We start from the raw sequence: 21,232 nt of genomic DNA, 5'->3' as shown, positions 1-21,232 counted from the left end.
ACTACCTGCAAGTATACCTACTTTTTTAGATAGACGGTGATGGTTTTATAAATGGCTGAAGACATTTTGCTTAAATATGAGAGCCTAGTTGAAGAGCTAAAGGCGCATTTAGGCACTCCTAAGTTTGACAAATTATTTAAATCAAAGACAGCTAGCTTAACGAAGCCAGAGCAGTTTTTGATTAAAATGGAAATGTCACGCTTATCTCAGCCAGTAGCTCGCTTTATTGATTTACGTGGTCAAGTAACTGGTCAAGTCAAACCCTACGAATATGATGGCAAACAACACTTTATGGACGATACCGCCATTGAAGTGTTCGAAGATGCTATAAAACGCCACGGTGGTTATACTCTTGCTGTTTACGAAGCGGTAATGAACACCGAAAACAATCACCGGGTAATGCAGAAAAAAGCCGCTGAGCAAGCTTTAGCTGACGATAGTGCCGCTACAGAGCAGCCAGCTAAGGTTATTAAGTTTGCATCATACGAGAGTCGCCGCGAAGAGCGGATGAATTACTCAATTAAAATCACCGTTGAACTCGATAAAGACAACAAAGTTGCAGCATCAACGTCTGATATTTCTCTGAGCGGCGCTAAAATAAAACTAGCTCCACGTTATCAAGTTAAAAAAGGTCAGTTAATAGGTCTTCGCTTAGTTGGCTTAGAGCAAGATTTTGAGCTTGGTTTAAAAAACGGTATTCAATATGAAATCGTAGCGGTAGAGAAAGTTTCTCGTGAATATAACCATATACGCCTAAAGCGTACCTTTATTGAAAATAACGAAAAATTTGATGAGTTTCTAGAAAGCTTTATCCATGGCAATAAACGTCGCTATAAGGTTAATCTCGACAACACCTTAGATGCTGTTGTTTCAAAAGGCTACGAGCAATACTATATCCCTCGTGTTACCTCACTTTATACCTTTTTAAGCCTACAGGGTGATAAGCTATATCCTAGCCTTGCGCTAACCACAGAAAATAATATTTTTATTCAACGCTATTTTTGTGATGAGCGTAAGTTGTCTTGCCTGTACAGCATCATCAATCAACAACGATTGGGAGACTTACTAAGCTCTCCAGAAGCTGTTAAAGAAGAGTATTTATATACTTTTACTCATACCGTTGCCGGGAAAATTTATTATTATTCTGCAACTCGATCTGAGCTTGATAGCCAACCAAACTTAAAAAATTTATTTTTAGGATTTGGTAGCCAGAAAGATAGCTGGCAATGCTTTAAGCTTCAGTTGATGCCAAGCCATCCGGAAGATTCGTATATTCCACTGTCGCTACCAAGCAGTGCTGGTAAAAACATCGAAAAACTAAATAAGCCACCGACACCTCGTGTGCAAGGGTTGATCAAAGATGTTAAATATCTACTTATTTTGACCTCAATCGGTACTAAGTTTGAACAACAAACGTACCAACAGCTTGATTACAATAAAGATGCGGTAAACCAACTTAAACAGTTTGGTCACAGTAAGCATAAAACGCCCCCTCATTTAGAGCCTGTGGCGCTTGAGTATGTGAACCTTCGTGCTCATAAACGCTATTTATACAAAACAGCTGTAAGTGTAGAACACCATGAGCAAACTATTACAGGCCATACCCGTGACTTATCTGTGATGGGCTTACAAATTGAGTTCGACCAGCCTGTTGAGTTCAAAAAAGGCGATATCATTAAATTAAACTTGCCTGAATTGCAAAAAATCACCAAAAAGCATGATTTAACAAACCTTGCTTATGAAGTCATGGCGGTGAGTAAGTCACTGACCACCGTGAATTTAAAAGTGCATCGAATTACTGACTTACCGCATATGGCAATTAAGTTTTTCACGGTATTAATTGATAACAACAAAGACAAGCTACGTGTTTGTGAAGAATCCCCTAAAATTCCAGGGCTATCTACTGCACTAAGAAATATGGTGACTAAAAGCGTATGCCAGTTTCCGTTTTATTTACATAAAGAAGCAGCGCATTTTAAAACCGGCGCTATTGGCCAAGGCTTATACCCAAGCCCACTGCATGTTTTATTACAAAATTTTGGATTGTTAAATGAAACAACTAGTATCGATGGTTTCTTATCGACAGATCAAATTACAGAAGTGATCACACCGCTGGTCAAAGACCGTAGTCGCCAAGACCCACCGTTACCATTCACTTTATTTGTTCGCTTTGACCCACGTAAAACCGTTATAAGCGATGCCATTACTAGTCGTTGTATTAGTGAAGATGACTATAAACCACAAACCTTGTTTGTAAAAAAAGCACTAAAAAGCGATTTAGTATATATTTTCAGGCTGTACATTTCTCGCACAGGGCGGCCTGATATTGATTATTTGGCGAATGAATTGAAATATATTAGTCAGTACGCATTACATAAAGCAAAAGATCTTGAAGAAGCGCTATGGGCAGTAGCTGGCGTAGGCGATATAATTGATATTACCGACGAAGCGCTTACCCATTTTGATATTGACCAAAGGTTGATCAATGAAATGAGTAAACGCAAAGCAACATGGTTAAAGCGAGTAATCTAATGGTAGGCCAAGCAAGTAGGCAACTTGTAGTAATGAGCCTTCATTAATTGCTGTTTGTGCTTGCTCAACTACTTTCTGTTTACCGTGCACAGCAACACCAAGCCCTGCAGCAGCCATCATTTTTAAGTCGTTTGCTCCATCACCCATGGCAACAGTTTGGCGGTTATTTAAGGTAAGCCTTTGTTCGATTCGTTTAAGTACACGGGCTTTTTCCTCAGCATCAACTATCGTGCCTATGACCTTGCCTGTTAAACGATTATCTTTGAACTCAAGGGTATTCGCATGCACTTCATCTAAATCAAGCAGTGACTGCACTTGCTCTGCAAAAGGCACAAAGCCACCTGATGCGATTGCTAAATGCCAATTATGCGCTTTTAGGTATTGGCATAATTCACTCACCCCCGGCATCAGCGGTAAACGCGCTTTTAAGCCATCAATTAAGTCACCATCGATACCTTCAAGCTTAGCAACACGCTGCTTTAAGCTTTGTGCAAAATCTAGTTGACCAGCCATAGCTTGCGCGGTTACCGCTGCAACTTCGTCATAAACATCGGCTAGGCGCGCAATTTCGTCGATACATTCAATAGTAATAGCTGTTGAGTCCATATCCATCAGCAATAAGCCTGGTTCATTTACCGTTGGCGGATCCGTTAATTGCACCAATTGAATACCCAATTGCTTTGCAAATTCCACTAATACTAGTGGACTAAGTACTGTTGTTGTTTCGCTATGAAAGCCCCACGCTACTGGCATGTCTGCGACTGGCTGATAACAACAAAGCGATAAATTACTAAACCCTTGCGCGGCTAAAAAATCACTAATCGCGACTAATTGCTCAGCATTAAGCTCATTACCAAAAGCAATACTGAACACGCCTTGATTTGCTTTTGGCGTAAAGTCTGTTGTAATAAGGTGTTTATTTTCAATTTTATACCAGCAATTTAGGCTGATTTGTTCAGCTAAATTTGCTGAAGGTGTAGCAGCTAAGCTAAGCTGTGACATAGTGGCTCCACATTAGACTTATGTCTGTCCTTGGAAGTGCTTTTGGCACTCGCACTCAAGGGGCTGTTAAAGTTATCATGTTGTACCATCAAAATTAAATGCTGTCAGTAACGTATACGGTGACTATGAAAAATAACCAACTTAAAATTCCCTTTTCAGCCACTTATCGCCAACGTGTTGTGCGCTTAAGCTTGGCTACAGCCTGTTTTGTGCTGTTAAGTTGGGTTGCCATGAATAGTAGCTTTCAAAGCCACCAATTACTTTATGATAGCGCTGATAGCACAGCGATAAGCTTAACCAAGTTTATGGCACTGAATGCCAAAACGCCGCTACAAGAAAAAAATAAACCTGAATTAAATGCGTTGTGTAATCACATTGCTGAAGATGAGTATGTGTTAGCGGCAACGATTTACGATCAGCAAGGTATTCAAATTGCTGCCAGTGATAATTGGCAAAGCCACCACACCTTTGGTTTATTACCCGATTCAACCCCTGGTATAAGTAAGCTTAAAACCCCATTTGTAGAGCCTGTGATAAGTGATAATGAAAGGCCAATTGGTTTTGTATCGATAACCTATTTAACACAGGCTTCTATTGCAACCAGCCACAGTAATTTCCATGACTTAGGGCGACAAGTGTTATTAATGCTGGTGATCACCTGTATATTCACTTGGCAATTAGGTCGAGGCTTGAAGCTTTGGCAAATAAATCGTTATATCAAGAAAAGTTCAGAGCAAGAATCGTAGAGTTCTGCAGCTAGTTGCAGCTTTGCATCGCCTGTCGCGCCTTTAAGCTCACATAAATGAGTAAATACATCGCGCACCTTTAGCGGCGTATTAACCTGCCCTTGAAAACCTGCCAGCGGCATTGATGGCGAGTCGGTTTCAAGCACTAAATGCTGCAGCTCAATTAAGCTGATAACTTTACGAGTTTTAGCAGCACGCGGGTAACTTATCACACCACCAACACCAAGTTTAAATCCTTGTTTTATATAACTCTGAGCTTGTTGTTCTGAGCCAGAAAAGGCATGAATTACCCCGCCAAACTTTGGTTTGCAGCGCTTAAATGAGCGAGCAATTAAATCATGGCTTTGCCTGTGATGCACAATAAGTGGTAAAGCGAGTTGGTTGGCAAGCTCTATCTGTCCTTCAAATAACTGCGTTTGTTTATCGAGGTTATCGATGCTTCGATCAAGGCCGCACTCACCGATGGCAATAAACTGCCCTGAATGGGTTTTCGCTAATTGCTCTAGTTCAGCGAGATGATGAGTTTGGTGATCAGATAAAAAATAAGGATGTAAACCTAAAGCCACTGAAATACTCGGCTCTGATTTAGTAAACGATAATAGTTTTGTCGATTGCGCCAAGCTCACACCCGGCACAATAAAGTGCTCGATCCCTACTTGCTTGCATGCTGTGATAAGCTCTGTGCGAGTCTCATCAAATTCGCTAAAATCAAGGTGACAGTGGGAATCGATAAAACGCATTTACGGATTTAAGCGGCCAAACTGCCAACTACCATCGGCTTGGCGTTGATACATAAAGCGGTCATGTAAGCGGTGTGCTCCGCCTTGCCAAAATTCAATTTTAGTAGGCTCAACACAATAGCCTCCCCAAAAATCAGGCAATGGAATTTCACCCTCAGAAAACTTTTGCTTCATTTTCGCAAATGTTTCCATTAATACCTTACGTGATGACACTGGACGACTTTGCTGAGAAGCCCATGCAGCTAACTGGCTTTCTTTAGGACGCGTTAAAAAGTACTTAGCCACAGCAGTTGTTGGTAAGGGTTTAGCCTCGCCGTAGACTATGACTTGTCGCTCCATGTGGTGCCATGGGAAATGCAGAGAAATTTTGTTGTTACCTTTTAGCTCCTGCGCTTTGCGCGAGCCGGTATTAGTAAAAAACACAAAGCCATTTTCATCAAGATGCTTTAACAGCACAATACGCTGCGAAGGCTGACCATGCTCATCAACCGTTGCAACGACCATCGCCGTAGGATCAGGCAAATTAGTTGCAACAGCTTGCTCAAGCCATTTCTCAAACTGCTTGATTGGAGATGCATCAAGCATGTCTTCAGATAAACCATCCTGTAAATATTCACGGCGAATATCTTCAAGTTTCATAAAATTCCCTCTATCGCTACTATCAGCTATCAGCTATCAGCTATCAGCTATCAGCTATCAGCTAAAGATTAATCAAGGTTATTGAGCTGTCAATTTGTTGGGTTTCGCTACGCTCTACCCAACCTACGAAGCTAAGTTCTAGGCTCTACAAGCTACTCCCCTAGCGCCTAGAGTCTAGGGCCTGCGATTTATGTTGGGTTTCGCTGCGCTCTACCCAACCTACGAAGCAGAATTCACCTAGGTAGTTTAGCCTAAGACAAGGCGGAAAACCGACTTATCCCTACGAGCTCTTAAACGTTCTGCAAGTGTAGGAGTGCTGACAAGGCGAAGTGCTTTTTTATACCAAGGAGCATACGTGTTTTGTATGTGACTTCGGTTAAAAAAGCACGACAACGCAGTCAAAGCGAACTACACGAAGCAGATTACATTTGCTCCATGACTTCGATACCTAAAAGATCCAATCCTGATTTCAGTGTCTTCGCAACCAAATTACAAAGTACTAAACGGCTGTCACGAACACTTGGCTCTACGCCTTCTTTTAGAACTGGGCATGCTTCGTAGAACGTCATGTATAGGCTTGCTAGTTCGTATAGGTATCCACATAATACGTGCGGTGTCGCTTCGCTGATCATTAGATCGAGTACTTCTTCTAGCTGAAGAAGTTTAAGTGCCAGCGCTTTTTCTTGCGGCTCGTTGATTGCAACGTCTGCTGTTAATGACGCCGCATCAATACCTGATTTACGGAAGATACTGCGAACACGTGTATATGCATATTGTAAGTAAGGCGCTGTCGCACCTTCAAAGCTCAGCATTGTGTCCCAGTTGAAGATATAGTCGCTAGTACGGTGCTTAGAAAGATCCGCATATTTTACTGCGCCAATACCTACTTTACGGGCAATTTCGCTACGCTCTTCGTCGCTTAAGTCTGACTCACGCTCAGCTAGTTTAGCTGCGGCACGAGTGATTGACTCTTCAAGTAAATCAGCAAGCTTAACGGTACCGCCAGTACGTGTTTTGAATGGCTTACCGTCTTCACCCATCATGGTGCCGAATGGGCAGAACTCATAACTTGTTTCATCACGTAATAAACCTGCTTTACGTGCGGTTAGCTCAACTTGATTGAAGTGTAAGCTTTGACGTGCATCTACAAAGATTAAGATGCGATCAGCACCCAGTTTATTTGAGCGGTAATCACAAGCAGCTAAGTCAGTTGTCGCATATAAGAAACCACCACCTGATTTCTGTACGATAAACACTGAAGGCTCGCCGTCTTTGTTAGCAAGCTCATCTAAGAACACGACTTGTGCGCCATCAGACTCAACGGCAATATTTTTGTCTTTCAATAGTGCGATGATGTTTGCAAGTTCACTGTTGTAAGCACTTTCTGCCATGATGTCATCTTGCGTAAGTGTTACGTTTAGACGCTTATAAACTTCTTCAGAATGCTTTACAGAAGTGGCAATGAATAACTTCCACAGCTTTTCGCAGTGTGCGTCGCCGCTTTGTAATTTAACAACGTAATTACGGGCTTTGTCGGCAAACCCTTCTTCATCATCAAAGCGTTTTTTCGCATCACGGTAGAAGGTTTCAAGATCGGCCAGCGCTACAGACTCTAAGTCTACACCTTGGTTGATTTGATCTTCTAAGTGCGCGATTAACATACCAAACTGAGTCCCCCAGTCACCCATGTGGTTTTGACGAACAACTTCATCACCACGGAACTCAAGGGCACGAACAACCGCATCACCAATGATGGTTGAACGTAAATGACCTACGTGCATTTCTTTAGCAAGGTTAGGTGATGAGTAATCAACAACTACTTTTTGTGCTGTTGCATGTGGCGCAACTGCTAGCTTTTCGTCTTCGTTTGCTGCTTTTAAGCTAGCTGATAAGAACTCAGGCTTTAAGTGAATGTTGATAAAACCAGGACCCGCGATTTCTGTTTTTTCTGCGATATCTGCAAGGTCTAGGTTATCAATAATTTTTTGTGCAAGTTCACGCGGGTTTGATTTTAATTTTTTAGCCGCGCCCATTGCGCCATTGATTTGATAATCACCAAACTGTGGACGTGTACTTTGTGTTACCGCTGGATTAGTGTCTTCAGGTAACCCTGCTGCAACCATAGCAGCAATTGCTTTGTCGATTAAAAGAGTACGAATATTCATTGTAATTTTTACCTTTATGGCCCGCTGTACGGGCACTTAAATTTGAAGCAGACTTAGCGTATTAGTTTTCGCGCGTGTGGTTAAACTTGATGTCTGGATAGCGTTCCATCGACAAGTTTAGGTTTACACGGCTTGGCGCGATATAAGTAAGGTTATCGCCACCATCAAGCGCTAAGTTGCTTTCGCACTTACGCTTAAACTCTTCAAGCTTTTTGGTATCGTCTGAGCTTACCCAACGTGCAGTGTTAACACTCACACCTTCGTAAATCGCATCAACGTTGTATTCTGCTTTTAAGCGCGCAACAACTACGTCAAACTGTAGTACACCGACCGCACCAACGATAAGGTCGTTATTAATAAGCGGTCTAAATACTTGCACAGCACCTTCTTCAGATAACTGAACTAAGCCTTTTAACAATTGCTTTTGTTTTAATGGATCTTTTAAGCGAATACGACGGAATAATTCTGGCGCGAAGTTAGGAATACCACCAAACTTCATTTTTTCACCTTGCGTGAAGGTATCACCAATTTGAATTGTACCGTGGTTATGTAAACCAATGATGTCACCTGCGTAAGCATCTTGCGCTCGCTCACGATCACCAGCCATAAAGGTTACCGCATCAGAAATACTCACTTGCTTACCAATACGCACATGGTTCATCTTCATACCTTGGCTATATTTGCCAGATACTATACGCATAAAGGCGATACGGTCACGGTGTTTAGGGTCCATGTTCGCTTGGATTTTAAATACGAAGCCAGAGAAGTTATCTTCTGTTGCAGCAACTTGGCGGTCTTCTGTTTCGCGTGGTAATGGCGCAGGAGCCCACTCAGTTAAGCCATCAAGAACATGGTCAACACCAAAGTTACCAAGTGCTGTACCAAAGTAGACTGGTGATAGTTCGCCCGCTAAGAACAGATCTAAATCAAACTCGTGTGATGCACCAATTACTAACTCTAGCTCTTCACGAAGCTGCTCAGCAAGTTCGCTACCAATCGCAGTATCAAGCTCAGGGTTATCTAAACCTTTGATAACGCGAACTTCTTGAATTGTGTGGCCTTGACCTGTGCTATACAAAATCGTTTCTTCACGGTGGATGTGATACACACCTTTAAACTCTTTACCACAACCAATCGGCCAAGTTACCGGCGCACAAGCAATGTTTAGCTCAGTTTCAACTTCGTCTAATAACTCCATTGGATCACGAATATCACGGTCACACTTATTCATGAAAGTTACGATAGGTGTGGTACGTAAGCGTGTTACTTCCATTAATTTACGAGTACGATCCTCAACACCTTTCGCTGCGTCGATGACCATTAGGCATGAGTCAACCGCAGTCAGTGTACGATAAGTATCTTCAGAGAAGTCTTCGTGTCCCGGAGTATCAAGTAAGTTAACTAGACGCTCATTGTAAGGAAATTGCATAACAGACGTAGTTACCGAGATACCACGTTCTTTTTCCATTTCCATCCAGTCTGATTTTGCGTGCTGGTTTGAGCCACGACCCTTTACGGTACCCGCTTTTTGAATCGCTTGTCCGAATAACAGAACTTTTTCTGTAATCGTGGTTTTACCCGCATCCGGGTGCGAGATGATAGCAAAGGTCCTTCGCTTATTGATTTCATTGAGAAAATCTTGGTTTGCCATGTATAAATTCTTTTAGTTTGTACACGGATTTGTACACACTTTTGGAAGTACTCTCTTTTCAGTTCTTCGCTTGTCAAATCCGTCGTGTTAATCGTAATTGGCCGCTATTTTCGCTGATCTTGACTTTATAAACAATCAATGGTTATCTAATCGGTTACCATTTACTCTCAGCGTGCGCCAATGCTCAGTTGTAGCTGTTTGCAATCGTTGCTTCTTCAGCTCATGAACAACTGTGGCTAAACCACAAATTCCTTTGCTACCAGAAATCGATGATAGCTTGTCGTACTACACCAATGATGGTGCAGTTGCCGTTGATCGGTATTGCAGGGTATTGCGGGTTCAAAGGTTTTAGGTACTTCTGTTCACCATCAATAACCAACTGCTTAAAGGTTGCTTCTTTCGAATCATCCAAACGCGCAACAACCAATGAACCTGATGAATAAGGTAACTCAGGATCAACAACGATCACTGCTCCCTCAGGTATGGATTTTTTTCCGCTTGGATTTTCCATACTGTCGCCTTTTACGCGAAGTGCGAAACAACCCTCATGTGCTTTCCCAGTGACGTCACGCCACTCCTCAGCATCTTCATGGGCAAATCCCTCCGCTATTTCAGTCCAATCACCGGCCTGAACCCAGTTAATGAGAGGAATTCTTCCCTTAATATCAGGCCCGACTTCTACATTACCGACCCCCAAGCCAATCTCGCCATCACCTGTGGCGAGCCAATGAGCATTCACGCGAAGCGCCTCCGCGATCTGCATGGTGTAACGAGACCTAGCCGATTTACCAGAGCAAATCTGGCTGATCGACTGCTGTTTGATACCAATGCGACGAGCCAACTCAGACTGAGTCACCCCAGTAAGCTGCAAGGCATGGTTTAGTCGTTCGGATAAAGTTTTCATAAGCCCGTATTCTACAAATAAAACTGTAGCCTTTCAACAATTTTAACTGTTGACTTGTCTACAGTTAAAACTGTAACATTCAATCTTGTAACAGTTATTATTGTAACAGGAGACGGTATGGAAGTGTTCAACACGACACAAAAACATCTCCGCCGTGCCATTGATTTGGTCGGCGGGCAATCAGCATTAGCGCGAGCCATCAACTCAAAACAGCAAAACGTCTGGTTTTGGTTGAATAAATCAGGGCGTGTTCCCGCTGAATTCGTTTTACCCATCGAACAAGCTACGCAAGGACAGGTAACCCGATCTCAGTTAAGACCGGACATCTACCCCGAATGCCCAAGCGAGCTGAAAGCCAGTAACCAGTAGGATTAAGGGCAAGTAATGGTCAGCATTTTACGTAAACACAGAAGCGAGTACCTCCATGCGTGATTATGGCAAGGTCTATACCCGCTTTTGGCTAAAGCAAAACGTTTTGTCCTGGAGTGACTCTGCGAAGTTGCTAGGACTGTATTTGCTTACATGCCCACATTGTAATTTGCTTGGCTGCTTTCGACTGCCGATTGGTTACGTTGCTTCTGACTTGAACTGGGATGAGCAACAGGTTGCCAAGACGTTAAGTGAGTTAGAACAAGATCAGTTCCTGATTCGTTGCGAGGGATCTGGTTGGACTTTGATTCGAAGCTTTCTGAAGCACAACCCAATCGAAAACCCAAACCAAGGTAAGGCAGCCTTTCGGTTGCTTAAAGATGTACCTGCCGACTTCGTTGGTATGGCATCGCTTTTGAAATCTCTTGCCGCTTTTCAAGCTCGGCTTCCAGAAGAATTTTCATCATTGTTTATGCCTGATGGCAACCCGGTAAGGGACTCTCAACGGTCGGATGACTCTGAGAGAAGCAATAAACCAACAGTTAAAACTGTTGACCAGATACAGTTTGAAGACTTCTGGGATGTACAAATACGCAAAGAAAAAAAAGCGAAAGCCAAAGAAGAATGGCTACGCATGGGCCTCAATGAAGACCATGAACTCGCCTTGGAAGTGCTAACACGCTGGAAAGAGCAACGAGAAAACCGATTGCAGTATCAAGATCGGACTAAGACCCCTATGCCACATAACTGGCTTTTAAACCGGCAATGGGAAGACGAGTACGTTCGCATTGATGAAGTACAGCAATCATCGACGAGCCTAAAGGGCAGCAATCACCAATTGAATATTGAAGAAAGCAATCGCCGCATTGCTGAAAGCTGGGCCGGACCGGGTATTCGGGAGGTTCGTTCAAGTGCAGGAGGTTGATAAACGCGAGTTTGCTGAAGTTTGGGGAGCTGCTTGGGCCATGTATGGCAAAAGCGTATCACCACAATTGCTATCCATCGCATTTGAAGCCCTTCGTGCTTATAGCATTGAAGAAGTGCGAATCGGTCTGACTCGGCATATTCAATCACCGGATACTGGGCAATTTTTTCCAAAGCCCGCTGACGTCATCAAGCATATCGACGGCAACTCGGGCTCAAGAGCCATGGTTGCTTGGAACAAAGTTGACAAGGCTGTTCGTCAGGTTGGCGCTTGGACATCAGTGATGTTTGACGATGCGCTTATCCACCGCGTGATTTCAGATATGGGTGGATGGGTTGAACTCTGCAAGGTTGATGACAGGGAATACCCCTTTAAGCAAAAAGAGTTTTTAACACGCTACCAGGCTTACTTGCTACGGGACGAAGTGGGTGAATACCCAAGGCTATTACAGGGTATTGCAGACCATCAGAACCAGCAAAAAGGATTTGATATGCAAACGCCTGTTGCCGTAGGCGACTGGTCAAAAGCGGCACAAGTTTATACGAGAGGCATCGCCGACTTTAGCGCAGTGCCATTAAAAAGAATAAGCCCGAAAGCCATTCAGGCGCTTCTCGGAAATCAATTAGAGGACAAAAATGAAAACGATTAAAGCAAAAACCATTGCCCTAGTGATAGCCATGTCTGCAAGCACTTCAGTCTATGCGTTTCCGGGCTATCAGTGGGAAAAAGCAGCACAAAGTGTTGGTATTGATCCAGTCATGCTCTACGCCGTTGCCTTGGCTGAGTCGGCCTCACATCGAGGTCTTAACATGACCAGTCCATGGCCATACGCAATTCGCAATGGTTCAAATGCAACCTACGCCAAATCTAAGACAGAAGCGGAGCAACTGTTAAACCAAGCACTGCAAGAGAGTGAAAAATACCAGCTCGATATTGGCCTAATGCAAATCAATTTGCATTGGCATGGGCATCGGGTGAGCTCAGCGGCGGAACTGCTAGACCCCATCACCAACCTTACCGTCGGCTCCAGTATTTTGGCCGAAGCAATCAAGTCTTCACCTAACGATTTAGAGCTTGGCATAGGCCGCTATCACAGTTGGAACGAAGAGCGTGCACGCTGGTATGGGCAAAGAGTGCTTTCTATTTATCGCAATATTTTACATGAACTGGAGGTCCGTCAATGACAACCAATCAACAAGACTTCTATCAATTAAACTTGGCGTACCTGCACGCAGCACGGGAATTGGCGCGCATTGATCCGCAAGAGGCTGTCTTGCGCTTTGGACTTACACGCGATGTGGTTGATGCTCTGATTAATGCTGGTGTTGACGACCTGCAACGAGTGGCGACCTCATCATTCATGCTGTTTCAACCAAGGGGTAACCAAAGCCAACTGATTGAGATGGTGAAGAGCAAAGGCACAGGTATCCCAAGAATCGCTTATTTATTATCAACCCTAAACAACAAGGGGGATGCATGATTGATAACCTGTCCAAAAGTGAGCTGTTTACCCGAGCCTCGCTGCTTATTAAATACGGATTTCGAACAACCATTATCGCGCTCGATACAGGTTTGCCAATCCACATTATCAGAAGGCTCCACAAAGAAGTGACTGGCAAGTCACCTTGTCCTGGTCAATTGCCAGAATCTGATGCCATCGTCAAAAGCAGAAGAGCATTAGTTGAAGGCTCCCTGCTTATGGCGCTTTATGTCAATATTGGTGGTGATAATGTCTACAAGCAATTAAATATCGATGCTTTGATGAAGGCTTACGATGCGTATTTGGTTGCAAGAAAAGAAGCAGATCTTCCAGCTGAGATCCCCTGGAAAAAACTGACCATCAATGAAGGTTGGGTTCTAGCTCGTGATTTAAGATCACAGCTAGCATCCTTACACCGGTGTCGATGCGGCAGTCTGTATTTGACGGTATCTCAACAGCGCATTCAGCTTAAATGTCCTGTGTGCGAGATTATGGCCGAGCAAACCACTAGAGCACTTTTTGAGAACTAAAATGCTGATGCATGATTTGATTGTGCACCGCCCGTGCACTTTGAGAGTACTAAGATGATAAAATTACTTAAATCTTTACCAGCACGCTGCTGGTTTATATCACTGGGGCTTTTTCTGGCGACTTTGGCTGCGGCTCATTTTTTTCCCTCAGAAATATTAACGGCATCTGCCAAGTTAGCGGCTTTGCCATTTCTGATTTGCACCATCGTTTTTTTCAGCTACTTGGGATTCAAAGCAATTGCTAGTCCTATCGGCCTTATAACCATCACCACTATGTTTTTAGCAATCGCATATTGGCAAGCGAGTTGGACAATTTTATGTGTCGGTTTAGCCTTCTTAGGCTTAAGCGGACTAATCCATTTATTTCAAAGACAACTGAAAGATACCGGTCGAGAACTAAGCCTGAGCGAAAAAAAATATTGGTACTGGGTAAACGAATTTGCAGATGGTCGCTCATCTATCCTCCCTAAAAAAACAAGGTCATAGTAAATTGACTGCTTTTTTACTTATACTCAAAAAATTGATTGGCACTTTCGTACTACGAATGAAAAATGCCATTTCCATCAATGAATACGGATCAACTCAAGTTCGTTACCCAGCACAACAGGACAGTTCTTTGACATCCTTGTTAAAGGTTTGGGCGCAGAGCTTCAAACCCTCCACCATAGTCAGGTAAGGGAAAAGCTGGTCGGCTAATTCCGTCACCGTCATACGGTTGCGGATCGCCAGCGCCGCACTCTGGATCAGTTCTCCACCTTCATGCGCCAGAATCTGCGCCCCGATCAGGCGGCCAGTGGCTTTTTCCGTCACCAATTTGATAAAACCATCGGTCTCGAAATTCGCCAGTGCGCGCGGCACGTTCTCCATCTCCAATACACGACTGTCGGTTTCAATGTCTTGTGCGTTGGCTTGCTCTTCCGTGAGCCCAACAGTTGCCACCTGGGGATCGGTAAAAATCACTGCTGGCATGGTGGATAGATCCAGTTTGGCGTATCCGCCCGTCATGTTGATGCCGGAACGGCTACCGGCGGCCGCGGCGACATAGACGAATTGCGGCATGTTGCAGCAGTCTCCGGCGGCGTAAATACCGGGAACATTGGTTTCCATGCGTTCGTTAACAACGATTTCGCCCTTTTTGTTGGTCGTAACACCCACCGCGCCCAGATTGAGTTGGCAAGTATTGGCGTGTCGCCCGGTGCTTACCAGCAAACGATCGCAGCGTAGATCGCCCGCGTTAGTTTCCAATGTAAATTGGCTTCCATCGTGGGTCACCTTGGTAGCTTGCGTACTGTTTAATACTCGAATGCCTTCTTTTTCAAAACATCCGGTGAGTTTTTCACCGAGCAAGGGATCTTCCCGATAAAGCAATGTATGTCTTGCTAATATGGTGACTTCACTGCCTAAACGGCGATAAGCCTGGGCAATTTCCAGCGCTACAACCGACGAACCAATCACGACCAGGTGCTGCGGCAATTCCTGAGCAAACAGCGCTTCGGTAGAGGTCCAATAAGGTGTTTCAGTTAAACCATCAATAGGAGGAATGGTTGGCGTGGAGCCGGTAGCGATCAGGATTTTATCGGCGTGAACTGCCTGCTCGGTTCCATCATTTTTTCTGACTATCAGGGTGTTGGCATTTTTAAATTGCGCCCAACCTTTAAGTAAACTAAGCGCAGGATTTGTCTCCAGAATATTCTGGTACTTTGCCGCGCGCAGCTCTTCGACCCGAGCGGTCTGCTGCTGAGTCAACAAGACTCGACTCAATTGGGGCGCATGATTTTCCAGTCCGGTAAAGGGATTATTGCGTTGCTGCTGAGCCAATTGAGCGGCGCGGATTAGAATTTTTGAGGGTACGCAGCCGACATTCACGCAACAGCCGCCAATCACATCGGCTCCCTCAATAAGAGTGACCTTGGCACCACCTTCAGCGGCTTTAATAGCGCAGGCAAAAGCGCCGGAACCCGTACCGATAATCGCCACGTGTTGAGTTTGGTTGCTTTCAGTGTTGCTTGCATTTTCGTTGTCACAGCAGTCGTTCGGTGAAGTAATTTCTTTTGCAGTGCCAGTGGATTCTTTTGCGATATAACCGAGAGCTTCTATTGCTCCAATGAGAACGATTACGCTGACCCCACCGTTCGTGGTGATCGTTGCTCTGGCGTTTTCATAAGATATTTCAACCTTATTAACGCCTTCGATCGCATCGAGTGCTTCTTTAACGTGGGCGACGCAACTTGGACAGGTCATCCCTTCTATCGATAGTAAGATCATTCGTTTTCCTCAAATAGTAGTCAGGCATTGCGTCGTGTTAAACAGCACAGCTGTCATCATCACAGCGTTTATTCGCCGGTGAAAAAATATCCCAAAGCGATACGGCAACCATCAGGCCTAATGCTGAATAGGTGACATAGCTGCTCCAGCCGTACTGGAAAAACGGATAGAGCGATAACAGCAATAAAATGGGGCCGGCCACACCCAGCGCACTACGGTGCCATTGCCGGTGGCTGAACCAGCCAAGTCCGTTGAGTACCAAGGCAATCCAGGCAAACAGGGGTAATAGCGTGCTAACAAACAGACCTTCCCATTGGCTGAGAAAACCCAGTCCTACCGCAGCGCCCAGACTGGCAATGGCCGGGAAACACATGGCGCATCCCATAGCAGAAACCAGCGCGCCCAATGAGCTAATCTTATCGCCGAACCGGGTCAGTAACCGTATTAGCATTTCTATGCTTTACTCCTTGAGCGTTGACGGATAACCCGCGTTAGTGGTGGCTTCGGTCAGTGCTTTTACCGTGGTTTTTTCGTCGTCGAAGGTGACCACCGCCAGTTTGGTCTTAAAGGTCACTTCGGCTTTACTGACGCCATCGACTTTTTGTAAGGCTTTTTCCACGGTAAAGGGACAGGTCACACAGTTCATGGTTGGGACTTCCAAAGTAACTGTTTTCGGGGCAGCTAAAGCGTTCAGGCTGGTCAGTACGAACAGGGACATTAGGGCGAGTGTTTTCATAATTTTCTCCAAGAGCAAGCCATAAAGATTTAATCAAAATAAAAGGTTAGAAATCGTCATCAGGCGAACCAGACAATCCAATAATTACTGGTGACTAAAACCAACGCAGTCAGTGCCGTTAACCAAAAGATCACCTGCCGACGTTTTCGCACTTGAGGAACTGCACAGGCGGTGCCTGGCTCACAGTCCTCGACGGGGCGATAGACCTTCCAGCCTGCGAAGCCAAATAAGGCTAAAACCAGCAGGATAAAAATGGGACGATAAGGTTCTAACAAGGTTAAATTACCAATCCAGGAGCCACTCACGCCTAGCAGCAACAAGACGAAAGGACCAGCGCAGCAAAGACCAGCGCCAATAGCGGCAATAACACCGCCGATGATTGGAAAGTTGGGATTACTTTTTGACATAACTCACTCTACTTATCGTACTTTAGTAAAACAAGCTTAAACCCCGTACCCAACTACGGAGTCAAGATAAAATTTGACTCATTATTAATCTTCAGGAAGTAGGGAATCAATAATGGGACAGTGGGATTGGTTAGTATTAGAATTACACTCATTCAATAATTCTGTGAGAACGGTTTCTAAGCGGCGAAGACCTGCTATTTTGGCTTTCACACTTGCAAGCTTGTGTAAAGTCATTTCTTGCACTTCTATACAGGGAGTGTCATTAAGGCTGAGTAAATTGGAGATTTCTTCCAAAGTGAACCCAAGATCTTGGGAACGTTTAATGAATTTTATTCGGTTTAATGTTGCCAAAGGATAAAGTCGGTAGCCTAGATGCGGTTTTTCAGGTTTTTCTATAAGACCACGTCGTTCGTAATAACGAACAGTCTCAACATTGATACTAGCTTGTTCGGCTAATTTTCCAATTGTGTACATGTTATATTTCTCCGTATCTAAGTACGGAGAAATATATCCCTATCTACGTAATTAAGCCATAAAACTTCGTTAGCCTTGAGCTTCTACTCCTTGTTTTATTTATTTCCTGATGCCTGGTTATATGCCCTAATATCGATCAAGTTGTTCTGAGCATAATCTCCCGCAAGGGATGCATTTGAGATCACTGCAATCTGCTTATCCACAAATGCTTTATCTTCATCAGACACACTGTCAGAGATGTAAGCGCCACTCTCATCCTTTTGACGATACTCATTTAGCATTTGCTCCCTTAGACCAAGCATTTCAGGCGACCAACTCGATGAGTCTTCAGAGTTGAAAACGCGCCCCGCCAAACCTTCATTGAAAGCTTGAGCGAAAACTTGACTTTGAATCGGGGTCAATCCCATTCTCTGCCCTTCGCTGTATGCTTCCTGTTTAAAATCATCAGCATACTGCTCTAGAAACTCACCATATCGATTGTTAACTGCCGCACCGAATGCCCCCGCCAACATGGCTTCAGACTTAGTGCCCCAGTTTACTTCGGAGGCATACTGCGAACTCGATCCACTGTATGCATCATTAAACGCCGTCAAAGGATTTTCTAAAGAGGTTCCTGCATCAACGGCGGCTTTTAAGCCATCCCAGGTTGATTTGCTGGCCACAGTAGCGTTGTGCAAGAAACCTCGTGAGCCAGGATCTTCAAGCGCTTGTTCTTTGTAACTCTCATAGTCTTCGCCAAAGTGATTCAGGGTATGCAGAGCTGCATCAGTATGCTTGCCACTGAAATCACCAATAGCACTGGCGCTGTTGAAGAACATTTCAGCACCAGAAACTCCGCTATCATCAGCCATAATGCGTGATCGCCACTGAGATCCAGCTTCACTGTTTAGTTCAGATTGATAGGTACTTGTGTCAGTAGCTACGGCCTGTTGGGCTTGCTGCTGATGCGCATTCAACTGTCCATCTATACCAGACAGATTGGTTTGGTAAGCCGATTGAGCTGCGTTGAACTGAGTTTGAACTGTTGCTGCATCCTCGTAGCCGCCCAATACACCCGATTCAACTTGGCTTTGAGCACCACCAAAAGTAGGTGCAGCTGATGACAAGCCTTCATTAGAGCGCGGTTGAATTGATCGTAAATCGGCTCCGGTAGCCATGGCCATAACAGTCATTGCTGCTTGATAATCATTGTCTCGTTCAGCGGGCGTTGAGGAGTTGCTATAGGTTAAAGACTCCATAGCTGCGGCCACATACGCCTGATTATCATCAGGTAGCAAGCGCTGATACATTGGAAGGTTTTCACGTAATCGGTTACCTGCTTCAACATGCTGGTTCATATAGCGACCTAAATAATCCATGACTTCAGGATTATCCGCTGCTAATCGAGTTAACGTCGCACCATCAGTATTTCTTTGTCCTGATAGACTGTAGCTGGCCTGATCAAGCTCACTAAAGCGGTTTGATGCCGTGACAACGTCTTGTGCTGAGCTCTGAAGAGACTGATAGTCTTGGTTAGACAAGGACATCTCAACGCCAGAACGTCTTGAATCTGAAAGGTCCTTAACCATTGCATCGCGATACTCTGCACGTCGTGAATCACTTGATGCCAAGCTTTTCATCTCCCCAGTGAGCGTATTTGCGGTCGTTGACCGAGAACTGCCCTCTGATGACTCAAATTGGCCACTAAAGTTACCACCTAAATCCAAGCCTGCTCGTAACCGTGATATTTTTGGCACTCTTGATGATTCTGGCTTATCCACTCTTGGTAGGTTGCCTTGTGGGGAGTCATTCCCCCCTGTACCAAGTAATCTTCCCAAGAACCCTTTATCTGCTACTTCTTTATCATCGGTATTTGTAATGGTTCCATCGCCACCGACCCTTAAGCCTCCCGATAACACGCCAGATACCAAGCCACGTACAGCATCTTTTTTATCGTATCCAAAACCATACCGAGTTTGCAGGTCATCAGTAACCTGATTAACAACGGCGCTAGATGCGGAGTTAGATGAGCCGATCTGACGTCCAACCGACGACAGGTTGTCGTAACTTAGCTTTTCACCAAAAGTTCGACTCATGGTATTCCCAACCTGACGACTAAAGGCTTGGGTTGCCTGAGTCATGGATTCTTTTGCAGAGCCGACCATTGAACCCACTGCGTTTCCGACAGAGAAACTGCTAAGTAGGTTTGACGCGCCGGTCATAGCAGAACCAGTGAGGGCTGAATTTTGGAACATTGACTGTGATTGCATCACCGGGGCATTTTTCGCGACATCTGGACTTGCCATCTTTTCATCAATGGCATCACCGTTTTGAAGACGTCCAGCCAAGTGGGTTGCAGTTATTGCTGAGCCATACACGAGCATGAGCGAAATCGCCGGAACACTCGACGCCAACATGCCGCCAGTTGCTATCCAGGTTTGCAGCACTGAATCCATCTGCATCATCCCAGCAAAAGATGGCACTTCTGTACCTGCAAAGGCATCAAGAGCCGACATTTTCCCTGCAACGGTTAAATGAATATACAGGTTAATGATGGCCATGACAGGCATCCAAAGTTGAATCCAAAGCAGGATTAACAAGTACTTCCCAGCCATTCGCATCCCGATTTGGCCAAGGGCTATCACAAAGGCCATCAAAGGGGTGATGGCGTAAATGAAACCCTCAAAAAACGTCATCATCGGACGAACGATACTTTGGAACAGGGTCTGCTCCGCCGCCCATTGTGTATTGCGCTGTTCAATCGCTTGGTTAACCATCACGGCTGCGGTGAAAGCTTGATCATCCATATACTTGCCCGTCACGCTTTGCTCATAAATAGGCAAAAGCACTGACGCGGTCATGTACTCTTGGGTGTTAACCGAAGCCAAACCAAGATTATTCAGTGCATTTCGGATCACGTCATCAGTGTCCGTTGCTGACGAAGTCCCCAATGAGGCTGACAGAACCTGTTTAAGCCTTGGAATGAAGGTTGATTCTGTCATGAGTTTTAGTTGGCTATAGGCATCAGTGCAGTCCAGATCGCTACTGCTACCACTAAGCATGATGCGCGTGCCATAAATGCGCGAATCAAACCTAATCGCAGTCATCGGGTTAGGATCACTCAGCACCTGATCGAGGTTCTTTTGGCCGATGTCGATACCAATCAAGGTGCACTCTTTGATGTAGTTAAACCACGATTGTTCGATATCTGAGCCACCGACACGATTTGCATCACCCAACCCAGAGCGATCCATCACCTGTTTTCTCACTTTAATCAGTGACTGTAAACTGGATGCAAAGCCGTATTCCGTCATGGCGGGAGTTGAGAACGCCGTTTCAAACAATCGCGTGATTTGAAAGCCAACAGTCGAAATCGTACTACCTGCGGCAGCAACACCGATGGGCACATTATCAACCACTCGAACTTGTCCCGTGTACGCATCCTCAATGCTCACTCGGGTACTGGGCCCAAACATGGTTGCAAAGACTAGCCATGAGACTAAAACGTGTTGAAAGTTAATCCCACGACCGCCTTGCATTAAGGCCTGAACAGAGATCATCAATACCCCAATGAGCAAGCCAATCCGAACCATTGAAGTAAAGTCGCCTGTACCAGTGATCATCGCGACAGCGTTCAAGACCTGTTCTAAAAATGCCGAATCCCCGATAGAATAGATTTCCCACATTA

At 44.8% G+C, this 21,232-nt stretch carries 21 protein-coding genes; 9 read left to right on the top strand and 12 right to left on the bottom strand.

Features of this window, described 5'->3' with window-relative positions; genetic code table 11:
• Positions 1–51 precede the first annotated feature (51 nt).
• Entirely contained in the window at positions 52–2,532 is a 2,481-nt protein-coding gene (locus L1272_RS16415) for a PilZ domain-containing protein (protein WP_235373880.1), read from the top strand.
• Here L1272_RS16415 and serB read toward each other — a convergent pair.
• A complete protein-coding gene (gene serB / locus L1272_RS16410) occupies positions 2,515–3,534 on the bottom strand; it encodes a phosphoserine phosphatase SerB (RefSeq protein ID WP_199530128.1) in 1,020 nt (339 codons plus the stop codon). The two genes, L1272_RS16415 and serB, sit on opposite strands and share 18 nt — an antisense overlap.
• Positions 3,535–3,659: 125 nt before the next feature.
• Between serB and L1272_RS16405 the strand changes: the two genes are divergently transcribed.
• Positions 3,660–4,280, top strand: a complete 621-nt coding sequence (locus L1272_RS16405) for an AhpA/YtjB family protein (RefSeq protein ID WP_054551236.1) — start codon at positions 3,660–3,662, stop codon at positions 4,278–4,280.
• Here the strand turns inward: L1272_RS16405 and L1272_RS16400 are convergent.
• The 5 genes from L1272_RS16400 to L1272_RS16380 form a co-directional block, all read right to left on the bottom strand.
• Positions 4,247–5,020, bottom strand: a complete 774-nt coding sequence (locus L1272_RS16400; protein WP_138619825.1) for a TatD family hydrolase — start codon at positions 5,018–5,020, stop codon at positions 4,247–4,249. The genes L1272_RS16405 and L1272_RS16400 overlap by 34 nt on opposite strands.
• A complete protein-coding gene (gene pdxH / locus L1272_RS16395; RefSeq protein WP_199530129.1) occupies positions 5,021–5,659 on the bottom strand; it encodes a pyridoxamine 5'-phosphate oxidase in 639 nt (212 codons plus the stop codon).
• A 422-nt stretch (positions 5,660–6,081) separates the two neighbouring features.
• Positions 6,082–7,824, bottom strand: a complete 1,743-nt coding sequence (gene argS / locus L1272_RS16390; protein WP_138599630.1) for an arginine--tRNA ligase — start codon at positions 7,822–7,824, stop codon at positions 6,082–6,084.
• Between the two features lie 61 nt (positions 7,825–7,885).
• The gene (gene prfC, locus L1272_RS16385) at positions 7,886–9,475 is read right to left on the bottom strand and encodes a peptide chain release factor 3 (protein WP_063528978.1); all 1,590 of its coding nucleotides are present in this window, start codon (positions 9,473–9,475) and stop codon (positions 7,886–7,888) included.
• Between the two features lie 256 nt (positions 9,476–9,731).
• A complete protein-coding gene (locus tag L1272_RS16380) occupies positions 9,732–10,379 on the bottom strand; it encodes a LexA family protein (protein ID WP_007105457.1) in 648 nt (215 codons plus the stop codon).
• Positions 10,380–10,496: 117 nt separating this feature from the next.
• Between L1272_RS16380 and L1272_RS16375 the strand changes: the two genes are divergently transcribed.
• The 7 genes from L1272_RS16375 to eexR are packed head-to-tail and all read left to right on the top strand — an operon-like array spanning position 10,497 to position 14,169.
• Positions 10,497–10,748: a helix-turn-helix domain-containing protein gene (locus tag L1272_RS16375; protein WP_000451746.1), complete on the top strand. Its 252-nt coding sequence runs from the start codon at positions 10,497–10,499 to the stop codon at positions 10,746–10,748.
• A gap of 55 nt (positions 10,749–10,803) precedes the next feature.
• Positions 10,804–11,673 (top strand): hypothetical protein, encoded by an 870-nt coding sequence (locus L1272_RS16370; RefSeq protein ID WP_235373879.1) that lies wholly within the window; start codon positions 10,804–10,806, stop codon positions 11,671–11,673.
• A complete protein-coding gene (locus tag L1272_RS16365) occupies positions 11,660–12,322 on the top strand; it encodes a DUF6475 domain-containing protein (RefSeq protein WP_235373878.1) in 663 nt (220 codons plus the stop codon). Before L1272_RS16370 ends, L1272_RS16365 begins: the two co-directional genes overlap by 14 nt.
• On the top strand, positions 12,309–12,857 hold the full coding sequence (locus L1272_RS16360) for a lytic transglycosylase domain-containing protein (RefSeq protein WP_025610846.1): 549 nt from the start codon (positions 12,309–12,311) through the stop codon (positions 12,855–12,857). The genes L1272_RS16365 and L1272_RS16360 overlap by 14 nt, the downstream gene beginning before the upstream one ends.
• Complete coding sequence (locus tag L1272_RS16355) at positions 12,854–13,153, top strand: flagellar transcriptional regulator FlhD (RefSeq protein WP_000210563.1); 300 nt, start codon at positions 12,854–12,856, stop codon at positions 13,151–13,153. Before L1272_RS16360 ends, L1272_RS16355 begins: the two co-directional genes overlap by 4 nt.
• Complete coding sequence (locus L1272_RS16350) at positions 13,150–13,683, top strand: FlhC family transcriptional regulator (protein WP_000566755.1); 534 nt, start codon at positions 13,150–13,152, stop codon at positions 13,681–13,683. The genes L1272_RS16355 and L1272_RS16350 overlap by 4 nt, the downstream gene beginning before the upstream one ends.
• A gap of 54 nt (positions 13,684–13,737) precedes the next feature.
• Positions 13,738–14,169 (top strand): entry exclusion protein EexR, encoded by a 432-nt coding sequence (gene eexR / locus L1272_RS16345; RefSeq protein WP_028867978.1) that lies wholly within the window; start codon positions 13,738–13,740, stop codon positions 14,167–14,169.
• Positions 14,170–14,274: 105 nt separating this feature from the next.
• Here the strand turns inward: eexR and merA are convergent, their stop codons facing one another.
• From merA to L1272_RS16315, 6 genes are all read right to left on the bottom strand, one after another.
• On the bottom strand, positions 14,275–15,948 hold the full coding sequence (gene merA / locus L1272_RS16340) for a mercury(II) reductase (protein ID WP_235373877.1): 1,674 nt from the start codon (positions 15,946–15,948) through the stop codon (positions 14,275–14,277).
• Between the two features lie 37 nt (positions 15,949–15,985).
• Positions 15,986–16,399 (bottom strand): organomercurial transporter MerC, encoded by a 414-nt coding sequence (gene merC, locus L1272_RS16335; RefSeq protein WP_154622165.1) that lies wholly within the window; start codon positions 16,397–16,399, stop codon positions 15,986–15,988.
• Positions 16,400–16,408: 9 nt separating this feature from the next.
• Positions 16,409–16,684 (bottom strand): mercury resistance system periplasmic binding protein MerP, encoded by a 276-nt coding sequence (merP, locus tag L1272_RS16330; RefSeq protein ID WP_028867975.1) that lies wholly within the window; start codon positions 16,682–16,684, stop codon positions 16,409–16,411.
• A 59-nt stretch (positions 16,685–16,743) separates the two neighbouring features.
• Positions 16,744–17,091, bottom strand: coding sequence for a mercuric transporter MerT family protein (locus tag L1272_RS16325; protein ID WP_028867974.1), 348 nt, complete (start codon positions 17,089–17,091; stop codon positions 16,744–16,746).
• 84 nt (positions 17,092–17,175) lie between these two features.
• Positions 17,176–17,565 carry an Hg(II)-responsive transcriptional regulator gene (merR, locus tag L1272_RS16320; protein WP_028867973.1) on the bottom strand — a complete coding sequence of 130 codons (390 nt, stop codon included), beginning with the start codon at positions 17,563–17,565 and terminating at the stop codon, positions 17,176–17,178.
• Positions 17,566–17,660: 95 nt separating this feature from the next.
• Entirely contained in the window at positions 17,661–21,230 is a 3,570-nt protein-coding gene (locus L1272_RS16315; protein ID WP_235373876.1) for a conjugal transfer protein TraG N-terminal domain-containing protein, read from the bottom strand.
• Between the last annotated feature and the right edge of the window lie 2 nt (positions 21,231–21,232).

Source organism: Pseudoalteromonas sp. PAST1 (genome assembly GCF_021532515.1).
Lineage (GTDB): Bacteria > Pseudomonadota > Gammaproteobacteria > Enterobacterales > Alteromonadaceae > Pseudoalteromonas > Pseudoalteromonas simplex.
This window is presented reverse-complemented; position numbering and strand designations above follow the sequence as displayed.